A 19,821-nucleotide genomic window follows, 5' to 3' on the forward strand; every position below is an offset into this window, starting at 1 on the left:
TTTTTTGTGGAGATAATAGCGGCTGAAAAAACTAAATATATTTACTTCAGTACCAGACATAGAAACAGGAGAACCTAGCATACACCATATAAAACAATATCTTCATTTTGTTATCTTTGTTGTAAGGTGAGCCATAGTCATTTTGGCGCATCACTCAGGAATACGATGGAAATGAGAGCTGGGCAAAATCATGCGTATCGCTTAGATCCGGAATAGGAAATAAATCTAAGAAAATAGGATGATTAAGAAGGATAAGGGAAAGTCACAAATAAGTTACTCACTATCTATGGAAGGTGAGTATCTTAGCTTAGAAATCAAGTAGATAGTAATGTGCTGCTTGACAAAGTAGGGTAGTATACATTCGACCAAAATACAGACCAATATTTGGTGTTGAACGAAAGAAGTGAAAAAAATGTTAAATATTTGCGAAAAAAACAATTGACTATGATAATCATTATCAACTACAATTACGTTGTAACGGTCATCATCCTAATTACCTAGTCCATAAAGGGGAAGGAGGCATATTATTTTTTTTGTATAACATTGAGAATGATAATCAATTAAATTCCTATGGCTTATTGTATAAGGGTGAAGATAAGTTTTTTTATTTCAATATAATTGAGAATGATAATCAATTATATAGAGGAGGGTATATACTTGTTAGTCAAAAAGTTTTCGGCTCTACTTTTATCAGTAATTGTATTTTTAGCCATTACTCCAGCCCTACATACGTCAGCTGCACTAACTGATGGTACATATTCTGTGTCGTACTCAGTTATTAAACCAGATAGTGGCTCAGCATCCATGGCAGATGGGTATTTTGCAAAGCCAGCAAAAGTAAAAGTAGAAGGTGGCAATATAACGGTCCAATTAACAACAACGAGCAGCATGATTAAAGATTTCCAAGTTGACTCAAAAAATGTATCTGTGCTATCAACTAGCGGTGAAAATGAAACAGTTCAGTTTACAGTAAATAGTATTTCTCAACCTGTAAATGCAAAAATTCATGTCGTTGCAGATGCCTCTTATGATCACTGGTATTCTATTAGACTGTCTTTTGATGAAGCGAATGCAAAGTTAATTGAGGCGGCAACGAATAATCAAGAAACAGCACCTGCTTCATCTGGTGGTGAAGAAGATAATAATACCAGCGGCCAGAATCAAGAACAAGAAGTTGTAGCTAATCCAGAGACAGGAGACAATGTTCAACTTTATGTTCTACTAGCTATCGGTGCAGCTTTATTTATTTTATTCACTTATCAAAAACAAATGAAAAGGGGTTAAATATGAAACGCATATTAAGAGTAACAGTTGCACTATTTGTACTTGCTTTAGCTGTTTTACAAAATGCCTCACCAATAAAAGTAAATGCTGCGCAAGATTTAGCAAATGGGAAGTATACCATTAATTATCAAATTCTATATAATGGTCAGCCTAATGCAAGCTGGAATAGTTTTTTTGAAAATCCTGCATCATTAACAGCAAAAGATGGAGCATTAAGCATCACAATAAAAATTAATGGTGCCAACCAAGTAATGCAAAAGATACAAACAGAGTCCAATGGTACCTATCAAGATGCCCAAGTTGTAAGTGAAGACCAGGCTTCAAGAGTATATCAATTTCCTGTTGATGGACTGGATCAGTCAACAAATGTGAAATTATTCATGTCTTACGGAACCCATACTATTCAACTTTCTTTTGATGAAAATTCGATTACAACAGTTGAATTAGATCAACCTGATGAACCAATACCAGAAGAGCCAGGCACAGAAGAACCGGGAACTGAGGAGCCAGGCACAGAAGAACCGGGAACTGAGGAGCCAGGCACAGAAGAGCCGGGAACTGAGGAGCCAGGCACAGAAGAGCCGGGAACTGAAGAGCCAGGCACGGAAGAGCCGGGAACTGAGGAGCCAGGCACAGAAGAGCCGGGAACTGAGGAGCCAGGCACAGAAGAGCCGGGAACTGAGGAGCCAGGCACAGAAGAACCGGGAACTGAAGAGCCAGGAAATGAAGAGTTAGCAGATGGTCAATATACAATCAATTATCAAGTGTTATATGATGGGCAACCAGCACCTGCAAATTGGGCAGGATTTTTCCAAAGCCCAGCGACGTTAACGATTGCAAATGGTGTTCCTTATATTTCTTTCAACTTAGGGGCAAGTCATGTAATTACTAATCTTCAATCAGAATTAAATGATGTTTTTGAAGATGTAGAAGTAGTAAGTGAGAACGCTGCAGAACAAACAAAACTAGTTAAATTCCAAATAGCAGATGTGAACCAATTGACTAATTTACGTATGGTTATGTCTTATGGTAGTACTCATGATGTAGCACTTGAGTATGATGTAGACAGCATCCAGCCGATTGGAATTGAAAATCCAGGAACTGAAGAACCTGGAGGAGAGAATCCGGGAACTGAAGAACCAGGCACAGAGGAACCAGGTGATAATGAGCCAGCACCAAATGATGATGTGTTAGCAGATGGTGAGTATCCATTACCATTATCTATTCTTGGTGTAGATTCTGATACGGAATCTGCATTTGCGAAGTATTTTGCGGATGAGGCTTTATTAACTGTAAATGACGGTGAGTATTCCCTGCAATTTACACAAGTGACGGGGCTTGATACGTTAGGGACAATCGAATTTGATATTGCTGGTGAAACCGTTGCTTTAGAAGAAATAAGTAGAGACGAAGAGGCAGGAGAACGTGTACTATCAGTTGATATCGAAGCAATCCAAGAAACATATGTAGCTGCTATCGAAGCCATTGGTGCCCCACATCTTTATCCTGTTCGATTTGTGTTAGATGTATCGAGCTTGGATGTCGAAATTGACGATGATGGTAATGGTCAAACACCCCCTCCAATCACTCCTGGGGAAGATAAGGGTAGCGGAAGTGGAAATAACAATGATAGTCATTTGCCATTTGACCGTAATGATAATCAAGAACAACCAAAAGATAATCAAAAAAATGTAACCAATGTAAAAACAGGTGATTCATTAAATTATCTTCAAGTAGGCATTTATGCAGCATTACTTCTTTTGTCTGGATTCTATTTATTTAGAAAATACAGATTAAAAGGAATGGGTATGTAAGGAATTTAGTAATAAACTGCTGTTCGCATTTTGAACAGCAGTCCCATTTGGAGGTTTCTTATGAAAAGAATTCAACTAACATTTTGCATCATGCTATTATTTTTCATTGCTGGGTGTGCAGGCGGACAGACTGCAGGTGAAGAGAAGGAAGCGAAAGATGAAGGTCAAACAGAAGAGGAAAAAGTAAGAATTGTTGCAACAACTACTGCTATAGCAGAAGTGATGAACGAACTGGAGCTGGATTTAGTCGGTATACCTACCACTTCATTTCCACTACCTGAACGATATCAAGATGTTGTCGAGGTTGGAAATCCTATGAAGCCTGATATGGAGGTCATTAAAACATTAAACGCCGATAAAGTGTTATCTGTGACTACATTAGAATATGACTTGAAGGACTCGTTTGTAAATGCAGGAATTGAAACAGATTTCCTCAACTTTCAAAGTGTAGAAAGTATGATCACAACAATCAAGGAATTAGGAGGTACATATCATCGTGAAGCTCAAGCAGAAGCTCTATCTCAAAACATTGAAAGTAAAATTGAAGAGATACAAGAAAAAACCACACAATATCAATCTCCAAAAGTACTAATCTTACTCGGGATTCCTGGTAGCTATTTAGTGGCAACAGAAAACTCTTATGTAGGTAATTTAGTGAAGGTTGCTGGTGGTGAGAACGCGATTACGGGCTTTAACGAAGAATATATATCAGCAAATACAGAGTATTTACATGAAGCAGATGCTGATGTCATTTTGCGATTATCACATGGGATGCCTGATGAAGTAGTTGAAATGTTTAATAGTGAGTTCAAAGTCAATAATATTTGGCAACATTTTAATGCAGTTAAAAATAATCGCGTATACGATCTGAGGGAACCTTTATTTGCCACAACCGCTAATTTGAATGTAACAAACGCACTTGATGAGCTTGTAGACATACTATACGTAGATTAAAAGGAAGAAGCTTATGAATAAAAAAAATTTCTATTTTGTAATCGTGACCATTCTTTTGTTAGTAGTGACGGGCTTTTCTGTTTTAAGTGGAAGTGTATCTGTCACGATCAAAGAATTAATAATGGACCTGTTTTATGGAGGAAATGAGGAAGTAGCTGTCATTCGCGATTTACGCTATCCCCGCATTATCGTTGCAATGTTTGCTGGTGCGGCCCTATCAGTAGCGGGTGTGCTGTTTCAATCAGTGATGAGGAATCCATTAGCTGATGCAGGGGTCATCGGGATTTCGGCCGGGGCGAGCTTCTTTTCTTTGTTTGGTATGTTGTTTCTTCCGGGCTTATATATAAGTGGGCCGTTATTTGCTTTCATTGGGGGAAGTATCGCTTGTTTTCTCGTTTATTCTATGAGCTGGAAATCAGGATTAAGTCCTTTACGTATTATTTTAACGGGTATTGCTGTTAGCGCAATGTTTACAGGTTTAAGAGAAGCACTCTTAATGATCTGCAGTTATTTCAATATCGCACTCGGTCCATCTAATAGCTCTACGTTAACAATGAAAACATGGGCAGAGGTTGAAATCATTGTCATGTATGGCATTCTTGGTCTCGTGCTAGCATTCTTAGTCAGCCCATGGTGTAATCTATTGGCATTGCAAGATAAAAAGGCTAAGAATTTAGGTATGAATGTCAATGTCTCAAGAATAATGATATCAGCCATCGCTGTACTTTTAGCTGCAGTTGCAACGTCTGTTGCCGGAGTCATTGTATTTGTTGGCTTACTCGTTCCTCATATTGCTAGGCAATTAATCGGTACGGACCATAAAAGATTAATCCCATTTTCTGCTATTGCAGGTGCATTATTAATTTTGACGGCTGATACACTAGGTCGTACGCTAATCGCTCCACTAGAGATACCAGCTTCGACGATTATGGCTGTCATCGGTGGGCCGTTCTTAATATTTCTATTAAGAAAGAGTGATAAAGTTTATGGAATTTAAATCCATTCAATTTTCATACGATAAAGAAAAACAAATATTAAAAGACAATACTGGGGTTTTTCCAGCAGGGAAAATATCTACCATTATTGGGCCTAACGGTTCCGGTAAATCAACGCTATTATCTTTATTAGCAAGAGATGAAAAATCGACATCCGGATCGATAATGATCGATGGCAAACAAATACACACCTTTAAACCAAAGGAGTTTGCAAAGTTAGTAGGAACAGTCTACCAGCAAAATGAAGCGCCGATAGATTTAACAGTAGAGAAGCTCATTGCTTTTGGTAGATTACCATATAAGCGAGCCTTTCAAAAGTTGTCCTTAGAGGATGAGGAAGTCATCGATTGGGCAATTTCATTAACCAAGCTTGAAGACAAACGAGAACGGCCGTTGAATCAATTATCTGGCGGGGAACGGCAAAGAGTTTGGATAGCGATGGCGTTAGCGCAGAAAACAAAAATGCTTTTCCTTGATGAACCAACAACGTATTTGGATATGTATTATCAGTTGGAATTATTAGAGCTGATTCAATTACTTAACCGAGAATACGGTTTAACGATTGTGATGGTTCTTCATGATATTAATCAGGCAGTACGCTATTCTGATCAGCTTATTGTCATGTGTGATGGTGAAATTGTTGCATCTGGTCTGCCCCAAGAAATCGTCAACGAATCCTTAATTAAAGATATATATGGCGTAGATGTTTGTGTAGAGCATAATATTCGTACGGGACTGTATTTAGTTCCTTTAGGAACATGACAATGAAAATGCTCAAAACATTAGTTAACCTTTTGGCTATTGGTGTTTTCCTCTATGCTGGTTCACAACTTTTTATCATTTTTTATGACTATTATGAGAACAGGCAAAACATGAATAATGTGCAAGAGATTTATCGGGCAGATGAACATGAGCCAAATACGCAAACAACAGGATTAAGAGGGCAGTTTGAACCATTAAAAGAATTAAATGAAGATATTATAGGCTGGATTACGGTTGACGATACAGCGATTGATTATCCGATATTACAGACACGGGATAATGACTACTATTTAACAAGAAATTACTTGCGAGAAGAAACTAGAGCTGGAAGTATCTTCATGGATTATCGCAATAATATCAGCGATGAGGAGGATCTTAATACGGTCATATATGGACATCGAATGAAGGATGGTACAATGTTCGCTGGTTTGAAGAAGTATTTGGATTCATCTTTCTTTAATAAGCACCAAGTCATCTATTACGATACGCTTTATCAAGGCTATGATTTGGAAGTTTTCTCTGTTTATCAAACGAAGACTGATTTTTATTATATTGATACAGATTTTTCAACTGATAAAGAATATGGCGACTTTATTCATTCGTTAAAGGAAAAATCTGTACATGAGACAGATGTGCAAATAACAGGAAATGATAGAATTGTCACCCTTTCAACTTGTGATTACTCTTTAGATCGAACAGAAGGAAGGCTAGTTGTCCATGCGAAGTTAGTAGAAAGGGGATAAAAAGTGATGAGAAAATGGTTAGGCGCATTTTTGCTTGGCACATCCATTAGTTTAGTAGGCTGTGGCGTACAAGATACAGAACATGCGGTCTCCTCTTCAGTAGAATCGTTATATACAATAGAAGATTTTGCTGGTAGGGAAATTGGTTTTGTTGAGGAGCCGACTAAAATAGCTGCATTAAGTAATGGTGATGTCGATATTATTTATTCATTAGGAGAGAAGGTAGTTGGCAGACCGAATGCCGATACGTGGATTAAAGAAGCCGAGGAAGAACAACAAATTGGCTCTACACATGAAGTTAATTTAGAGAGAATAGCATTACTGAAACCTGACGTAATATTAGCCAATCGAACGTTGAATGAAAAAGATGTACCTTCATTGGAATCATTAGGAGCAGAGGTAATTTTAACGGAAGCAAATTCAATTGAAGACATTATGAATCAAATTTCACTTTATGGATCGATGTTAAATAAAGAAGAAGAAGCGAAGAGTGTAAAGTCAGATCTAGAAACGAGGTTAAAAGAGGTAGAACAGCCATCGACTGCAGCTCGCGTTTTACTTGTTTATGGTGCGCCAGGAACATATATGGCCGCTCTACCGAATTCTTTAAGTGGGGATATCCTAACACATGCAGGCGGTGAGAATATTGCTGCAGATTATCAAGCGTTAGAGAGTTTCCCACAATATGCACAAATCAATACGGAGAGAATTATTGAAGCGAATCCTGACTTTGTCATGTTAATGACCCACGGGAATCCCGAAGAGGTGAGGGATGGGTTTATAAAAGAAATGCAACAAAATGCAGCTTGGAACTCTATTGAAGCTGTGAAAAACGGCAGAATTGAAGTGTTACCGGCTGACCTATTTGGTACAAATCCTGGCACAAGGGTTGTGGAAGCAGTCAGTTTTCTCTCAGAGAAGTTGAAAGTGAAGTGAACCATCATTGAATGTAGTTAAAAATAAGAAAGTCGTGTTGACTTTCGTGGTCCTAATTATGCTTACACTACTATCTGTCTATGCAGGTATTTCCTTCGGAGCCATTTCTATACCGTTAGTTGAAATCCTCCAAGCTTTTCAAGGAAATGGGGTGGAAATGTATCAGACGATTATATTCGATTTACGTTTACCAAGGGTACTAGTTGCTTTATTAGTGGGCGCATGTCTTGCTGCCTCGGGGGCTTTGTTGCAAGGTGTGATGAAAAATCCATTGGCTGACCCGGGGATTATTGGTGTTTCTGCTGGTGGCGGTTTACTTGCTGTCATAACGATGCTCGTTTTTCCTGCTTACAGCTATTTATTGCCGGCAGGTGCATTTATTGGCGCATTTCTAACAACGATACTCATCTATTTACTAGCATGGGAAAAAGGCGCTTCTCCAGTGAAAATTATTCTGGCAGGTGTGGCAATGAATGCCCTTTTAGGTGCTTTAATGAATGGTGTTATGGTCATCTATAGTGATCGCGTGCAAGCTGTTCTCTCGTGGCTCTCTGGTGGCTTGAATGGGCGCAGTTGGTATCATCTTGAATTCATGTTGCCATATGCAGTTATTGGTCTACTGCTTTCTTTTTTTGCTATTAAAAAAGCGAATCTTATGCTTTTGGGTGACGAAACAATAAAACTACTTGGTCAAAATGTAGAGTGGGCAAGATTACAAATGATATTGCTGGCTTCTTTTTTAGCAGGAACCGCTGTCAGTGTTGGAGGGTTAATTGGTTTTGTTGGTCTAGTCGTACCTCATATGATTCGATTAATTATTGGTGAAGATTATCGCTATCTTTTACCATTTTCAATCCTAGGTGGAGCTAGTTTAGTAGCTTTTGCCGATACTGTAGCAAGAACATTGTTTGACCCAATTGAATTACCTGTTGGCATATTGCTCGCTTGCATAGGTGCACCATTCTTTCTTTATTTATTGAGGAAGAGGAGGGTTTCTGCATGATTGATTTGCAGCAAGTCGCGTATAAGCAAGGGAATTTTCAGTTAAAAGATATCCATCTGACATTTCCAACAGGGCAAATTACAGGGATTGTCGGACCGAACGGATCGGGTAAATCGACACTATTAAAATTGGTAGCGAAACTTATATCCGCTAACCGAGGAGATATTCTTATAAATCATGAGAGTATCAATAACTATACAAGAAAGAATTTAGCGAAAGAGTTAGCTATGCTCGTTCAACTAAAGGAGGGGATGCCGGGGTTCTCAGTGCGACAAATGGTTGCATATGGAAGAACACCTTATCAAAAAATGATGAAAAGTGAGAACGTAGAAGACAATGAAATCATTGATTGGGCAATGAAGGTAACTGGTATTACTCATATGAGCGATCGTCTTGTGCAAACATTATCGGGAGGAGAACAGCAACGTGTCCGCATTGCGATGGCACTTGCTCAAAAAACGAATATTTTGCTCTTGGATGAACCGACGACTTACTTGGATATCGGACACCAAATTGAACTGATGTCATTGCTAAAAGAACTGAATCAACAGTTTAAAATGACCATTGTCATGGTACTTCATGAGCTCCAATATGCAGCGATGTATTGTGATTCAATGGTAGTTCTGCAAGGAGGGGAAATTGTCGCAACCGGTCTCCCCAAGGATATCCTAAATGCAGAATTACTTAAAAAAGTATATAAACTTGATGCTGATGTAATATTTGATGGAAAAGTGCCATTAATTAAACCAAATCAATTTTAAGGGGGAACCTGAGATGTATATTGTAACAAATACTGTTCACCTTCAACCAGGAAATGCTGATATGTTTGTTGAGAGATTTAATCGAGAAGGTAAGGTAGAAACGATGCCGGGCTTCGTTGGTTTAGAAGTGATGTTAACGGAAAATACGAAAGACTATGAAGAAATAACTATTGTTACAAGATGGGAAGATCCAACAGGCTTTAAAGGCTGGATGAAAAGTCGAGAATTTAAAGATGCCCATGCCCATAGAGGCGGAATCCCTGAATTTATTATTAAAAACAAAACGACCTATTATCAAGTAAAGTTACGTCGCAAGCCAAGAATAGAGACAGAAAGCTCTGTCGGGTAATTGTACTTGGTTACTTACAAACAGAGTGTAAAGACATCCTATTTGGGGATGTCTTTTTTTGAATGTTGGAATAATCAATAGAATATAGACAATAAGCGTTTAAAGGGAGGCAAACTGATTAGAAATCGATCGGTGTATCATCATAAAGAAACGATGTTTTCTTTAAACATCATAATAAGAAAAATTGTACATTATTTGAGCTGTTCTTTTTCTTGCCCATCTTACTTGTCCACGACCTGGATGGTGAGGTTATTTTCTCTTTTGTCATATCCTTTGAGGTTACCATTTCATAATCAGTCTATTATTCAATGGTGAAAGGATGATGAGTAAGTTTGCGTTTAAATTCAATATATATGTCTTCATTAGGGGAAACAATCGTTGGCTTATGGACCTTCCTTTTAACAAGGGTCTAATGCTTGATGTAGCTACTCTGAATTCAGGTCCCATTTAACTATAATAAGGGGATTTCTTGGACAAACAATTTCATTTAAGATATGCGTATTGATTATCCTATGTATCAGAAAATGTTTAAAAGTCAAGTCTTGAAAAAGAACGTATGTTCCCTTAAGTTTGTATCTAAAGAACTTATAAATGAATTATTCTTTTGAAAGTAGGTAGGTATACAGTGAAGCTTGACACACCCAAGATCCCTGAAGATCTAACTGAAAAGAGATTTACAGATATTTTTTACGAAGAAGATCCGGAATTTGAAATGTGTATGGTTACCGATTCAGAATTTGCCAACGAAGTACTTGATCGAGTGAGACTATATAAAACAGTGATTAGGAATTGTAATTTCACAAATACGGATTTTAGGCGAATTGATCTTACTGATGTACGCTTTGAGAATTGTGATTTATCCAATGCTAATCTGGGTAATGCCTCCATGAATCGAGTTGAGTTTCTTAATTGTAAGTTACTTGGCAGCAGCTTAACAGAGTCTTATATCGGTAATACAAGATTTATGGAATCAATTCTTAATATGGTTACGTTCGGTGACTCAAAACTTGAAAAGGTGATTTTTGATAATGCTGCGTTAAAAAACGCTGACCTTTTTGCCTGTAAGCTTAAAAAAGTAGAATTTCTGTCATGCAACCTTAATGGCGCAAACTTTGATGAGACACCATTAAAAGGAATTGATATTAGCTCATCCGATTTTGATTCTTTAACTGTTTCAATAGACAACTTAAGAGGGTGTATAGTATCAACGTCTCAAGCGATACAATTCGCTTCGTTATTAGGACTAAAAATCCGACAGTAATGTCCCCTTTAACTTCGTAATTTGATTTTAATGGCACAAAATGTCTTATGAAAGCTTTATTTATCATAAAAGGCAAACAAATTTTGATGATATTTATGCAAAGTTTCTTTTTGCCAACATGTAGTAATATTTTAAATGAGAGGTTGAAATAGATGTCAAATTATCAAGTCATTGATTTAGAAAGTTTTCCAAGAAGAAATTATTATGAGTATTTTATGGCGACAGACACAACCTTTGAAATGACAGTAAAAATTGATGTTTCGCGAGCAGTTGAAAAATGCAAAGACGAATCTATAAGTTTTTATGCTTACTCCATTTTTAATTTGACTAAATCGGTTAACAAGATTCCGAATTTGAGGTATGCCCACAAAAATCAGCAATTAGTAGAATGGCAAGAATTAGTGCCAACGTTTACGAACTTTAATCAAGAAACAGAGTTATTTTATAGTTTATGGTTGGAAGAATTAACAGATTATAAATCAGTTGACTGTGAGTACAAAAAGCTTATAAAAGACTATGCAAACACAACAGATATCGCACCAATGGAAGAGGTCCCACCAAATGTGGTAAACATTTCATCAATTCCTTGGATGCATTTTGAACATTTTTCATCTCACGCAGGAGCTATTAAAAATAATTTAACACCAATGATTACTATTGGAAGGTATGAAAAGGTAGGTTCACAGTTGCTACTGCCGGTGAATATTAAGGTTCATCATGCAACAGTAGATGGTTATCATGTATCGCTTTTTTTTGATATACTGCAACGTGAAATGAACCGTTAACTTTTAGCGCTCTCACTATAATCGTTTTTTGAAAATGTTTCTAAGAATAGAAACTTTAAAATATTCATTTTTGTTAGCTTGATGGCTATGGGGGAGAATCGCATAAAAACTTAAAGAAAACGATAGAGGCCCAATTATGGGAGATGACCATTAGAAAATCACCAAACTTTTTTATGAAAATTAAACAACGATCAATATTTCACAAAGAAAATTGAAGTAGAACTTGAGGAAGCAAATACTCTTTTAGAGATGAGTGACATTATAATAGTTGAAAGGATATAAAAAAGAGAAGGTCTGTTAATCTTATCTTTTTTGTTACTTTTATTCTGGATTTATTTTTACTAAGACCTTACTGTACTGATACACACCGTGATTAACTTTGGAATAGTAAATTTAGTCAAACAATCACCTTTGAATATCTATATAAGCTAATTGGACATGAGTTAGATCAATAAAAATATTAGATGTTGATTGTGGCTTTAGGCATTTTAGGGGGCTATTAACAAAAAGAAGATTTATTATACAATCTACCGGATTAGATATCATTATGAATTTTATTAGAATCTCTAGATGAAATATCCGAATAGACATTTTATCTACAATCCAGGGAAGATGTATGACATATAGCACCTCCTAAAATAATTTTACGCAGCCAACATCTACAACACATTTGCCACTATTGAGACTATGCCAACAACAAGAATCTTGAGTAGAAGGTATTTTATCTTTACCTACTGTAATGATAGATACTGGTGAAGTAGAGTTTCGAAAAAAACAAGAATACTCGTTAGAACCAAAATGATAAAACCTAGACTTCCAAAAAACCACTTCAAATAAATCCTCCCCTAATATTGTTTTTTATTTGACGACCAAATTCGTATTTCGTTATAGCCAACGACACTTCTTTGTAACTCTTTCGTAGTTTCTAGAAATTAAAATAGAATGAGTAGATTTAAGGAGGAAAAAAAAACATGAAAAAATTATGCAATTTATTGGCAATTAGTTTATTATGAGTATGTAAGGTATTTGACCCTGTACCAAAAGAATCAGTGCTAGCAGATGGTCAAAGTGTTAGTGGCTCATACGGCAGGAGAACTATACCTTATATGTGCCATCATCTTATGAAGGGAGTGATTAAGTTCCGTTAATGGTGATGTTGCATGACTGCACGCAAGCTGTTAGTCAATTTGCGACATGTTAAAAATGAATGCGCTTTCATAAGGGGGTTTTCTCGTTTTATCCTAATAAAAGTGCTTCTGCTAATAATAATAATTATTGGAATTGGTTTGAAGAGAGATGGCTGGCCTAGTATCTTTACAGGAAAGATATGCGCCAATATTTTGCGATATAACAAAGTCTATAGGGTTATCAACTGGAGAAGGGATGCTATTTTAGAGGCAACTGATCCAGAAGTGTTTTGTTGGTACGGGTTTAGAGTATAAAGCAGTGAAGAATACCGGTAATTGCAATCACTTCGAACAAAACAGAGTGGAGAGCGGTTTTTAACCAAATGAAACAGAAAAAAATCAGTGCCTGGCGGTTAAACTTACAAGGTTGAAAAATATAAGACTACTGAAAATAAGGTTCTTATGCTGAAGGTAACTATTCAAAAGTTTTTGTAGGGAGCTCGTTGCTGATGGGGGAGGGGGGGAGTAACAATAAAAGTTGGTTGACAAGTGGATGTATAAAGGCACGTATCGAGGCATCCTTTCATTTGATACAACGAGAATACAAGAAGGTTACCACATAGCGAAAAACCGGGTGTACCTTAAGCTATGATAGAGGGGTGTCCCATAGCTTATTTTAGATTTAAAAGTAGCGATATTAGATTAGTGCCATGAATTAATATACAACAGTTACGGCGTCTAATATAGTACAAGCTACTATCCAACAAGATTCCTACGTAGAGTCTATTATTCAGAGCCAGTATTAACTGTAGATGATTACTACAGAAAAAGTACAATTTCGCATAAAAACGAACACAACTGCAGGACTCAATGCAAACGATGTAGAATTGTATGTTGGGAAAAGGGTATTCATTAGCTGATTATTTTTATCCAATAGTGGTAGTAATATACTCTGAATTAATTGAAAATTTATAATAATTAATTATATATTAGTGTAGTTCCAATTTCATGGAATTCATTCTATTTTTTAGTGTCAGATAACATAAATTTTTGGAAAATAATAAAAAGTTCTTGTCTCCTTAGTATTATATGTATATAATTTAATGAACCAAAGCACAAAAGCGTAAAAGCGATAAAGTAAAGGGGATGAATGAATAGTGAAAAAGAAAAATATGTGGAAAACATTATCGACAGCTGGATTATTAAGTGCATTAATATTGGCAGGGTGCGGAAACTCTGAAGAAACAACGAAGGAGGCAAGTGGAGAAAGCGGTGAGAAAAGCTATCAAGTCGGTATCACGCAAATCGCTGAACATCCAAGTTTAGATGCAGCATCTGTTGGCTTTCAACAAGCATTGAAGGATGAGGGATTAGAAGTAGAATTTGATACACAAGTTGCACAAGGGGATCAAAATAATAATCAATCGATTGCGAACAACTTTGTAAGTGATCAGGTGGATTTAATCTTTGCTAACTCTACACCAAGTGCACTAGGTGCATTAAATGCTACAAAGGATATTCCGATTGTGTTTACTTCTGTAACAGATGCTGTTGGTGGCGGACTTGTTGATTCTATGGAAGCACCTGGCGGAAATATTACAGGCACATTAGATAATCACCCAGATGCCATACCGAATACAGTAGAATTCATAGACAAATATTTTGATATTGACACAATTGGCGTTGTTTATAATTCCGGTGAAGCCAACTCTGTATCGCAAATTGAGACAGTGAAAGAAGTAATAGAAGGAACGGGATTGAAATTAGCTGAAGCAACTGTTTCAACATCAGCTGAAGTGAAACAAGCCACAGAATCATTAGTCGGTAAAGCAGATGTCCTTTATATCATTACAGATAATACAGTAGTTACAGCTCTAGAGTCAGTCGTTCAAGTGGCAACAGATAAGAAAATTCCACTTTTTGTTGGTGAATTAGATTCTGTCGCTCGTGGCGGATTTGCTGCATACGGGTTTGATTATAATGATATCGGTTATGAAGCAGGTGTGATGGCAGCAGAAATATTAAAAGGTGAGAAAGAAGCAGGCGAAATGGATGTACAATATCCACAAAATCTAAAGCTTGTTATAAATAAAGAAGCGGCTGAAGCAATGGGTGTTGAACTAAATCCTGAATGGGAAGAATCTGCGGAATTTATTGAATAATTGACAGGTATCTTATTCAGCACGACAGATGAAAGGGAGAGAGCATAATGCCTTCAGCAATATTTGGCTCCATTGAAGCAGGTGCAATTTATGCATTAATGGCGTTAGGTGTATATTTATCTTTTAGAGTATTAGATTTTCCTGATTTAACTGTTGATGGTAGTTTTGTGACTGGTGGAGCAGTTGCTGCCGTTTTAATTGTAGGAGGAACGAATCCATTTTTAGCAACAATTTTAGCTTTCGTTGCCGGTTTTCTAGCTGGTAGCGTGACAGGGTTACTTCATACAAAAGGAAAGATCAATCCTTTATTATCAGGGATTATCATGATGATTGCTTTGTACTCTATTAATCTACGCATTATGGGTAAGTCGAATATCCCACTATTATCAGAGGAAACCGTCATTACAAAACTAACTGATTTTTGGCAAGGATTAGGTTTAGATAATGCCTTAGCTTTCATTGGCTTTGTGCCAAAAACATGGGCAATCTTAATTCTTATGCTTATATTGGCTCTTTTTGTCAAAGTAATGATTGATTGGTTCTTGAAAACTGATATTGGTCTGGCCATTCGAGCAACAGGTAATAATGAAACGATGATTCGTAGCTTTTCAGCGAATACAGATACATTAAAAATATTAGGTCTAGGGCTATCTAACGGTTTGGTAGCTTTATCAGGTGGCTTAGTGGCACAATACAATGGGTTCAGTGATGTCGGCATGGGTATAGGCATGATTGTTATTGGGCTAGCTTCTGTTATTATCGGCGAAGCGATTTTTGGTGCAAAAACAATTTTTCGAGCAACGTTAGCTGTTATCGGTGGGGCGATTCTGTATCGTATTATTGTTACATTAGCGCTACGCGTGGAGTTCTTAGAAACGGGAGATATGAAATTAATTACGGCATTGATTGTCGTCTTCGCGCTTGTCCTACCGAAGATTCTTGAGAAGCAAAAAGAGAGACAACGAAAGAAAAAACGAATGCTTCAAGCAGGAATGGAATAAGTAGAAGAGAGGGGTGACGACATGCTTGAATTAAATCAGATTCATAAAATCTTCAATGAAGGCACACCAGATGAGAAGATTGCACTAACACAGATGAATCTCGATCTTCATCAAGGCGATTTTATGACGGTCATTGGTAGTAATGGGGCAGGAAAATCGACTTTAATGAACATTATCTCAGGGAAGTTAATACCGGATGTCGGTCAAGTAATTATTGATAGAAAAAATGTATCGAATGTAAAGGAAAATAAACGGGCACGTCTAATAGGGCGCGTATTCCAAGATCCAATGGCAGGGACTGCACCTGCAATGACGATTGAAGAGAACTTAGCTATTGCCTACACAAGAACGAGATCACGCGGCTTGCATATAGGCGTTTCGAAAAAAAGAAAAGCGTTTTTTCAAGAAAAATTAGAGATGCTTCATTTAGGTTTGGAAAACAGACTGCAAGCAAAAGTAGGTTTATTATCAGGTGGTGAGAGGCAGGCATTGTCTCTTTTAATGGCAACCTTCACTGAACCTAAAATCCTTTTATTGGATGAGCATACGGCTGCATTAGATCCATCCCGGGCAGAATTGATTACGAATTTAACGAAAGAAATTGTTGATAAATTCCAATTAACGACATTAATGGTAACTCATAATATGCAGCAAGCGATTGACCTAGGAAACCGGTTAATTATGATGGATAAAGGCCAGATTATTTTCTCTGCGGATGAGAAGCAAAAATCGCAGCTTACGGTTGAAAAATTATTAAATGAGTTTCAACAAATTCGTGGTGAAAAAATGAACAGTGACCGTGCAATACTTGCATAAATGAAGATTTTAGTGTGAGAAAGAGTCCGTTAATGGGCTCTTTTTTTGTGGTGCGGGAGTTGATTTTTATGTTTCTTCAATAGAATGTTAATAAATACGATACCAGGGTGGCTTCTATTTAATGATTTTGACTTGGTGAAGAAATGGTTGATCAAATCTTGTAATGAAGCATAATCTAAGATAGCAATTTCTTCATAAAACCGTACACCCTTGATCTTCTAATGGACAATATTCATAAACGGTGATACTGTCACAACTTATTGGTGCAAGTGGACTTTCTAGTTGGCGAATGACTAGTAGGAGAAGCGTAAACATAGAAATAGCCACCTGATAAAAGGTGACTATGCAAATTACCTCACAACCTAATTCTTTACCAATAATTTCATGAATTTTCTTTTACCTACTGAAACAATCATATTATGGCTAATCGTAGTCGTTTCCATTTCAGTGGTGATTTTTTTACCATTTATTTTAATTGCGCCACCAGCAATCATTCTTTTTGCCTCGGATTTTGAAGGTAGTAAGCCTGTATTCACTAACAATTGCACAATGGTGATAGAAGTTGGGCCAGACCATATCATTGTCGGCAGATCTTCAGGTAATTCTCCTTTTTGGAAAATCGTAATAAATTGTTGTTCTGCTTTTTCAGCTGCTTCTTCATCATGGTTCATTTGTACAATTAGCTTTGCTAATTGCATTTTTACATCACGTGGATGGAGGGTTTGCTTATCTAGCCCTTCTTCTATTTCAGTTATTTCTTCAGGTGTAAGAGGTGTAATAAGTGTAAAATACTTCTCCATGAGTTCATCCGGAATGGACATTGCTTTCCCGTACATTTCGTTTGCTGGTTCATTAATACCGATATAATTATTCTTCGATTTTGACATTTTCTCAACGCCATCTAATCCTTCAAGTAGTGGCATCAGCAGTGCAATTTGCTTAGGTTTTCCAAATTTCTCTTGAAAGTGCCGACCCATAAGGACATTAAAGTGCTGATCGGTGCCCCCTAACTCAATATCACATTCAAGCACAACAGAATCGTATCCTTGCATGACTGGGTAGAAGAATTCGTGTAAAGAAATCGGCTTCCCGAAGGCAATTCTTTCTTCAAAGTCATCACGTTCCATTAAACGGGCAATGGTAATTTTACCAGCTAATTGAATGACATCATCAAACTTAAGTTGAGAGAGCCATGTTGAATTATAATGTAATTCAACTTTTTCCATATCGAGTACTTTACCGAATTGCTCAAAATAAGTTTGGGCGTTATGCTTCACTTCTTCATCGGTTAACGGCTTTCTAGCGATGGACTTACCTGTTGGATCACCAATCTTACCAGTAAAATCCCCAATTAATAATTGAATCGTATGACCATTATCTTGGAATTGCTTTAACTTCTTTAAAACAACCGTATGACCTAAATGAACGTCAGGAGCTGAAGGGTCTAAGCCAAGTTTTATCTTTAAAGGTTTATTTAATAAAATAGATTTTGCTAACTTTTCTTCTAATTCTTCAGTGGGTATTATTTCTTGCACACCTTGTTTGTATAACTTTAATTGTCTCTGTAACTCTTTTAATTGCTGTTCTGATAATTTTTCTTTCACAATTATTCACATCCTTAATAAATAATAAAAATCCACATCCCTAATAAAAGGGACGTGGATTTCACGCGTTACCACCCTAATTGAGAAGTATAATACTTCTCCACCTCAACATTTAACGAACGTAGCCGTTCATTGCAAGTAGCAATGAAAGTTCAAGAAGTTGTAATTCGCTTCATCCTTTATACCGACTCTCAGTCATTTGTCGGCTCTCTGTGATAGGGAGGAGGTTGCTACTAAGACTTCTATCATCACTTTTTCTTTATTAAAATTTATTGTCTTTAATGAGCCGGTAAAGGGTTGCAGCTAATTGCTTTTGATCGTCCGTTTTTAACCCTTTAACAATGGAGATTTCTCCCTCATGAAATTCGGGATAAAGCTCTTCAATGACTTCTTTACCCTTAGGGGTAATCACAACAAAGGTATTTCGGCGATCTCTTGGGTCGGTTTCCCTTCTGCAAAATGACTTATTCTCTAATGTACGCATAATATTACTGATTGTTGCTTTTGATACACCTGCAGAAAGGGCAAGCTCTTTTGTTTCCATTTTTCCATATATCCATAAATCATAAAGAATCGAAAAGGAAGTCCAAGAGATTTTATGCTTGGCTAACACTTCTTGCTCTAGCTTATTTTTAATGCCTTGGCCAATGCGATATAGGCTAGTGACTACGGCTATTGCATTTGGCTCTATCGTTGTTTTTTTACTTATCTTTTGAATGACCGTTGACTCTTCAGGATGCAAATAGCCATCTTCGTCTAATTGGTGAATAGGATCACTCCTCTATTATTTTCAGAATCATTAGCTATGAAATGATTCTACAAAAAAAGAAACAGAATTGCAACCCTTAAACTTAAGGGTAATACAAAACTGTTTGATAAATAATCATATCTTCCCCAATATTGCGATACGTATGAGCCTTGTTGGCGGAGAAACGGATGGAATTACCTGGTTGAATGGTATATTGTTGTTCATTAATTTCAAGTTGTAGTGTACCAGTAATCACCGTTACATACTCTTCAACACCTTCATTATGTTTTTCTGATAGATGTTCATAACCTGTCTCAATCTCGACAGTAAAAATTTCAAACTTTTTCCTTGGGTCAAATGGGAAGACCGGATATACGCGATATTTCCCACTATACTCCATAATGGGACTGATATCATGGCGATTAACCACATGAATAGGAGACTGCTGTTCCTGAATTAAAGATGAGAAGGAAACTTGTAATCCTGTGGCAATCTTCCATAATGTTGTCACTGTTGGGTTGGATTCACCACGTTCTATTTGTCCAAGCATCGCTTTACTTACATTAGTTAAGTTGGCTGTAGTATCTAGACTTAAACCTCGTGCTTTACGTAGATTTTTTAAGTTAACGCCGATATTTTTTTGAATATTATCCATAATTCCTCCGAAAATGATTGTTTAATATAACGTACAAATGTATAATATATTGTACAAATAA

At 36.8% G+C, this 19,821-nt stretch carries 19 protein-coding genes and 1 other annotated feature; of the genes, 15 read left to right on the forward strand and 4 right to left on the reverse strand.

The window, feature by feature from the left end; all coding sequences use genetic code 11:
* Positions 1-657 precede the first annotated feature (657 nt).
* The 15 genes from LG276_RS08240 (at position 658) to LG276_RS08310 (ending at position 16,753) form a co-directional block, all read left to right on the forward strand.
* Complete coding sequence (locus LG276_RS08240) at positions 658-1,284, forward strand: NEAT domain-containing protein (protein ID WP_404294022.1); 627 nt, start codon at positions 658-660, stop codon at positions 1,282-1,284.
* Positions 1,285-1,286: 2 nt separating this feature from the next.
* Entirely contained in the window at positions 1,287-3,098 is a 1,812-nt protein-coding gene (locus LG276_RS08245; protein ID WP_404294025.1) for an NEAT domain-containing protein, read from the forward strand.
* A gap of 60 nt (positions 3,099-3,158) precedes the next feature.
* Complete coding sequence (gene isdE, locus LG276_RS08250) at positions 3,159-4,052, forward strand: heme ABC transporter substrate-binding protein IsdE (protein WP_289433298.1); 894 nt, start codon at positions 3,159-3,161, stop codon at positions 4,050-4,052.
* Between the two features lie 13 nt (positions 4,053-4,065).
* Positions 4,066-5,049 carry an iron ABC transporter permease gene (locus tag LG276_RS08255; protein WP_095369883.1) on the forward strand — a complete coding sequence of 328 codons (984 nt, stop codon included), beginning with the start codon at positions 4,066-4,068 and terminating at the stop codon, positions 5,047-5,049.
* The gene (locus LG276_RS08260; protein WP_224937683.1) at positions 5,039-5,809 is read left to right on the forward strand and encodes an ABC transporter ATP-binding protein; all 771 of its coding nucleotides are present in this window, start codon (positions 5,039-5,041) and stop codon (positions 5,807-5,809) included. Before LG276_RS08255 ends, LG276_RS08260 begins: the two co-directional genes overlap by 11 nt.
* A 2-nt stretch (positions 5,810-5,811) precedes the next feature.
* Complete coding sequence (gene srtB, locus LG276_RS08265; protein ID WP_404294028.1) at positions 5,812-6,552, forward strand: class B sortase; 741 nt, start codon at positions 5,812-5,814, stop codon at positions 6,550-6,552.
* Positions 6,553-6,558: 6 nt separating this feature from the next.
* Entirely contained in the window at positions 6,559-7,488 is a 930-nt protein-coding gene (locus LG276_RS08270) for an ABC transporter substrate-binding protein (RefSeq protein WP_224937685.1), read from the forward strand.
* A gap of 58 nt (positions 7,489-7,546) precedes the next feature.
* Positions 7,547-8,491, forward strand: coding sequence for an iron ABC transporter permease (locus LG276_RS08275; protein ID WP_289435146.1), 945 nt, complete (start codon positions 7,547-7,549; stop codon positions 8,489-8,491).
* Positions 8,488-9,252 (forward strand): ABC transporter ATP-binding protein, encoded by a 765-nt coding sequence (locus LG276_RS08280; RefSeq protein WP_224937686.1) that lies wholly within the window; start codon positions 8,488-8,490, stop codon positions 9,250-9,252. The genes LG276_RS08275 and LG276_RS08280 overlap by 4 nt, the downstream gene beginning before the upstream one ends.
* 13 nt (positions 9,253-9,265) lie before the next feature.
* Positions 9,266-9,601, forward strand: a complete 336-nt coding sequence (gene isdG, locus LG276_RS08285) for a heme oxygenase (RefSeq protein WP_289433299.1) — start codon at positions 9,266-9,268, stop codon at positions 9,599-9,601.
* A gap of 625 nt (positions 9,602-10,226) precedes the next feature.
* Positions 10,227-10,862, forward strand: coding sequence for a pentapeptide repeat-containing protein (locus LG276_RS08290; protein ID WP_251161305.1), 636 nt, complete (start codon positions 10,227-10,229; stop codon positions 10,860-10,862).
* 152 nt (positions 10,863-11,014) lie between these two features.
* Complete coding sequence (locus LG276_RS08295) at positions 11,015-11,647, forward strand: CatA-like O-acetyltransferase (RefSeq protein WP_224937689.1); 633 nt, start codon at positions 11,015-11,017, stop codon at positions 11,645-11,647.
* 2,299 nt (positions 11,648-13,946) lie between these two features.
* A complete protein-coding gene (locus LG276_RS08300; protein ID WP_251161996.1) occupies positions 13,947-14,936 on the forward strand; it encodes an ABC transporter substrate-binding protein in 990 nt (329 codons plus the stop codon).
* A 47-nt stretch (positions 14,937-14,983) separates the two neighbouring features.
* Complete coding sequence (locus tag LG276_RS08305; protein WP_289433302.1) at positions 14,984-15,937, forward strand: ABC transporter permease; 954 nt, start codon at positions 14,984-14,986, stop codon at positions 15,935-15,937.
* A 21-nt stretch (positions 15,938-15,958) separates the two neighbouring features.
* Positions 15,959-16,753: an ABC transporter ATP-binding protein gene (locus LG276_RS08310; protein WP_341103325.1), complete on the forward strand. Its 795-nt coding sequence runs from the start codon at positions 15,959-15,961 to the stop codon at positions 16,751-16,753.
* Between the two features lie 192 nt (positions 16,754-16,945).
* Here the strand turns inward: LG276_RS08310 and LG276_RS08315 are convergent, their stop codons facing one another.
* The 4 genes from LG276_RS08315 to LG276_RS08330 all read right to left on the reverse strand — a co-directional run bounded on the left by LG276_RS08315 (position 16,946) and on the right by LG276_RS08330 (position 19,760).
* Positions 16,946-17,068, reverse strand: a complete 123-nt coding sequence (locus LG276_RS08315) for a hypothetical protein (protein WP_263624268.1) — start codon at positions 17,066-17,068, stop codon at positions 16,946-16,948.
* 47 nt (positions 17,069-17,115) lie between these two features.
* Positions 17,116-18,357, reverse strand: a complete 1,242-nt coding sequence (gene tyrS, locus LG276_RS08320) for a tyrosine--tRNA ligase (RefSeq protein ID WP_373370896.1) — start codon at positions 18,355-18,357, stop codon at positions 17,116-17,118.
* 45 nt (positions 18,358-18,402) lie between these two features.
* Positions 18,403-18,615: a binding site (T-box leader), on the reverse strand.
* A gap of 4 nt (positions 18,616-18,619) precedes the next feature.
* A complete protein-coding gene (locus LG276_RS08325; RefSeq protein WP_341103319.1) occupies positions 18,620-19,099 on the reverse strand; it encodes a MarR family transcriptional regulator in 480 nt (159 codons plus the stop codon).
* Positions 19,100-19,208: 109 nt separating this feature from the next.
* Positions 19,209-19,760: a helix-turn-helix domain-containing protein gene (locus LG276_RS08330; RefSeq protein WP_224937693.1), complete on the reverse strand. Its 552-nt coding sequence runs from the start codon at positions 19,758-19,760 to the stop codon at positions 19,209-19,211.
* Between the last annotated feature and the right edge of the window lie 61 nt (positions 19,761-19,821).

It is taken from the genome of Cytobacillus kochii (assembly GCF_044790165.1).
Taxonomy (GTDB): Bacteria; Bacillota; Bacilli; order Bacillales; family Cytobacillaceae; genus Cytobacillus; species Cytobacillus kochii.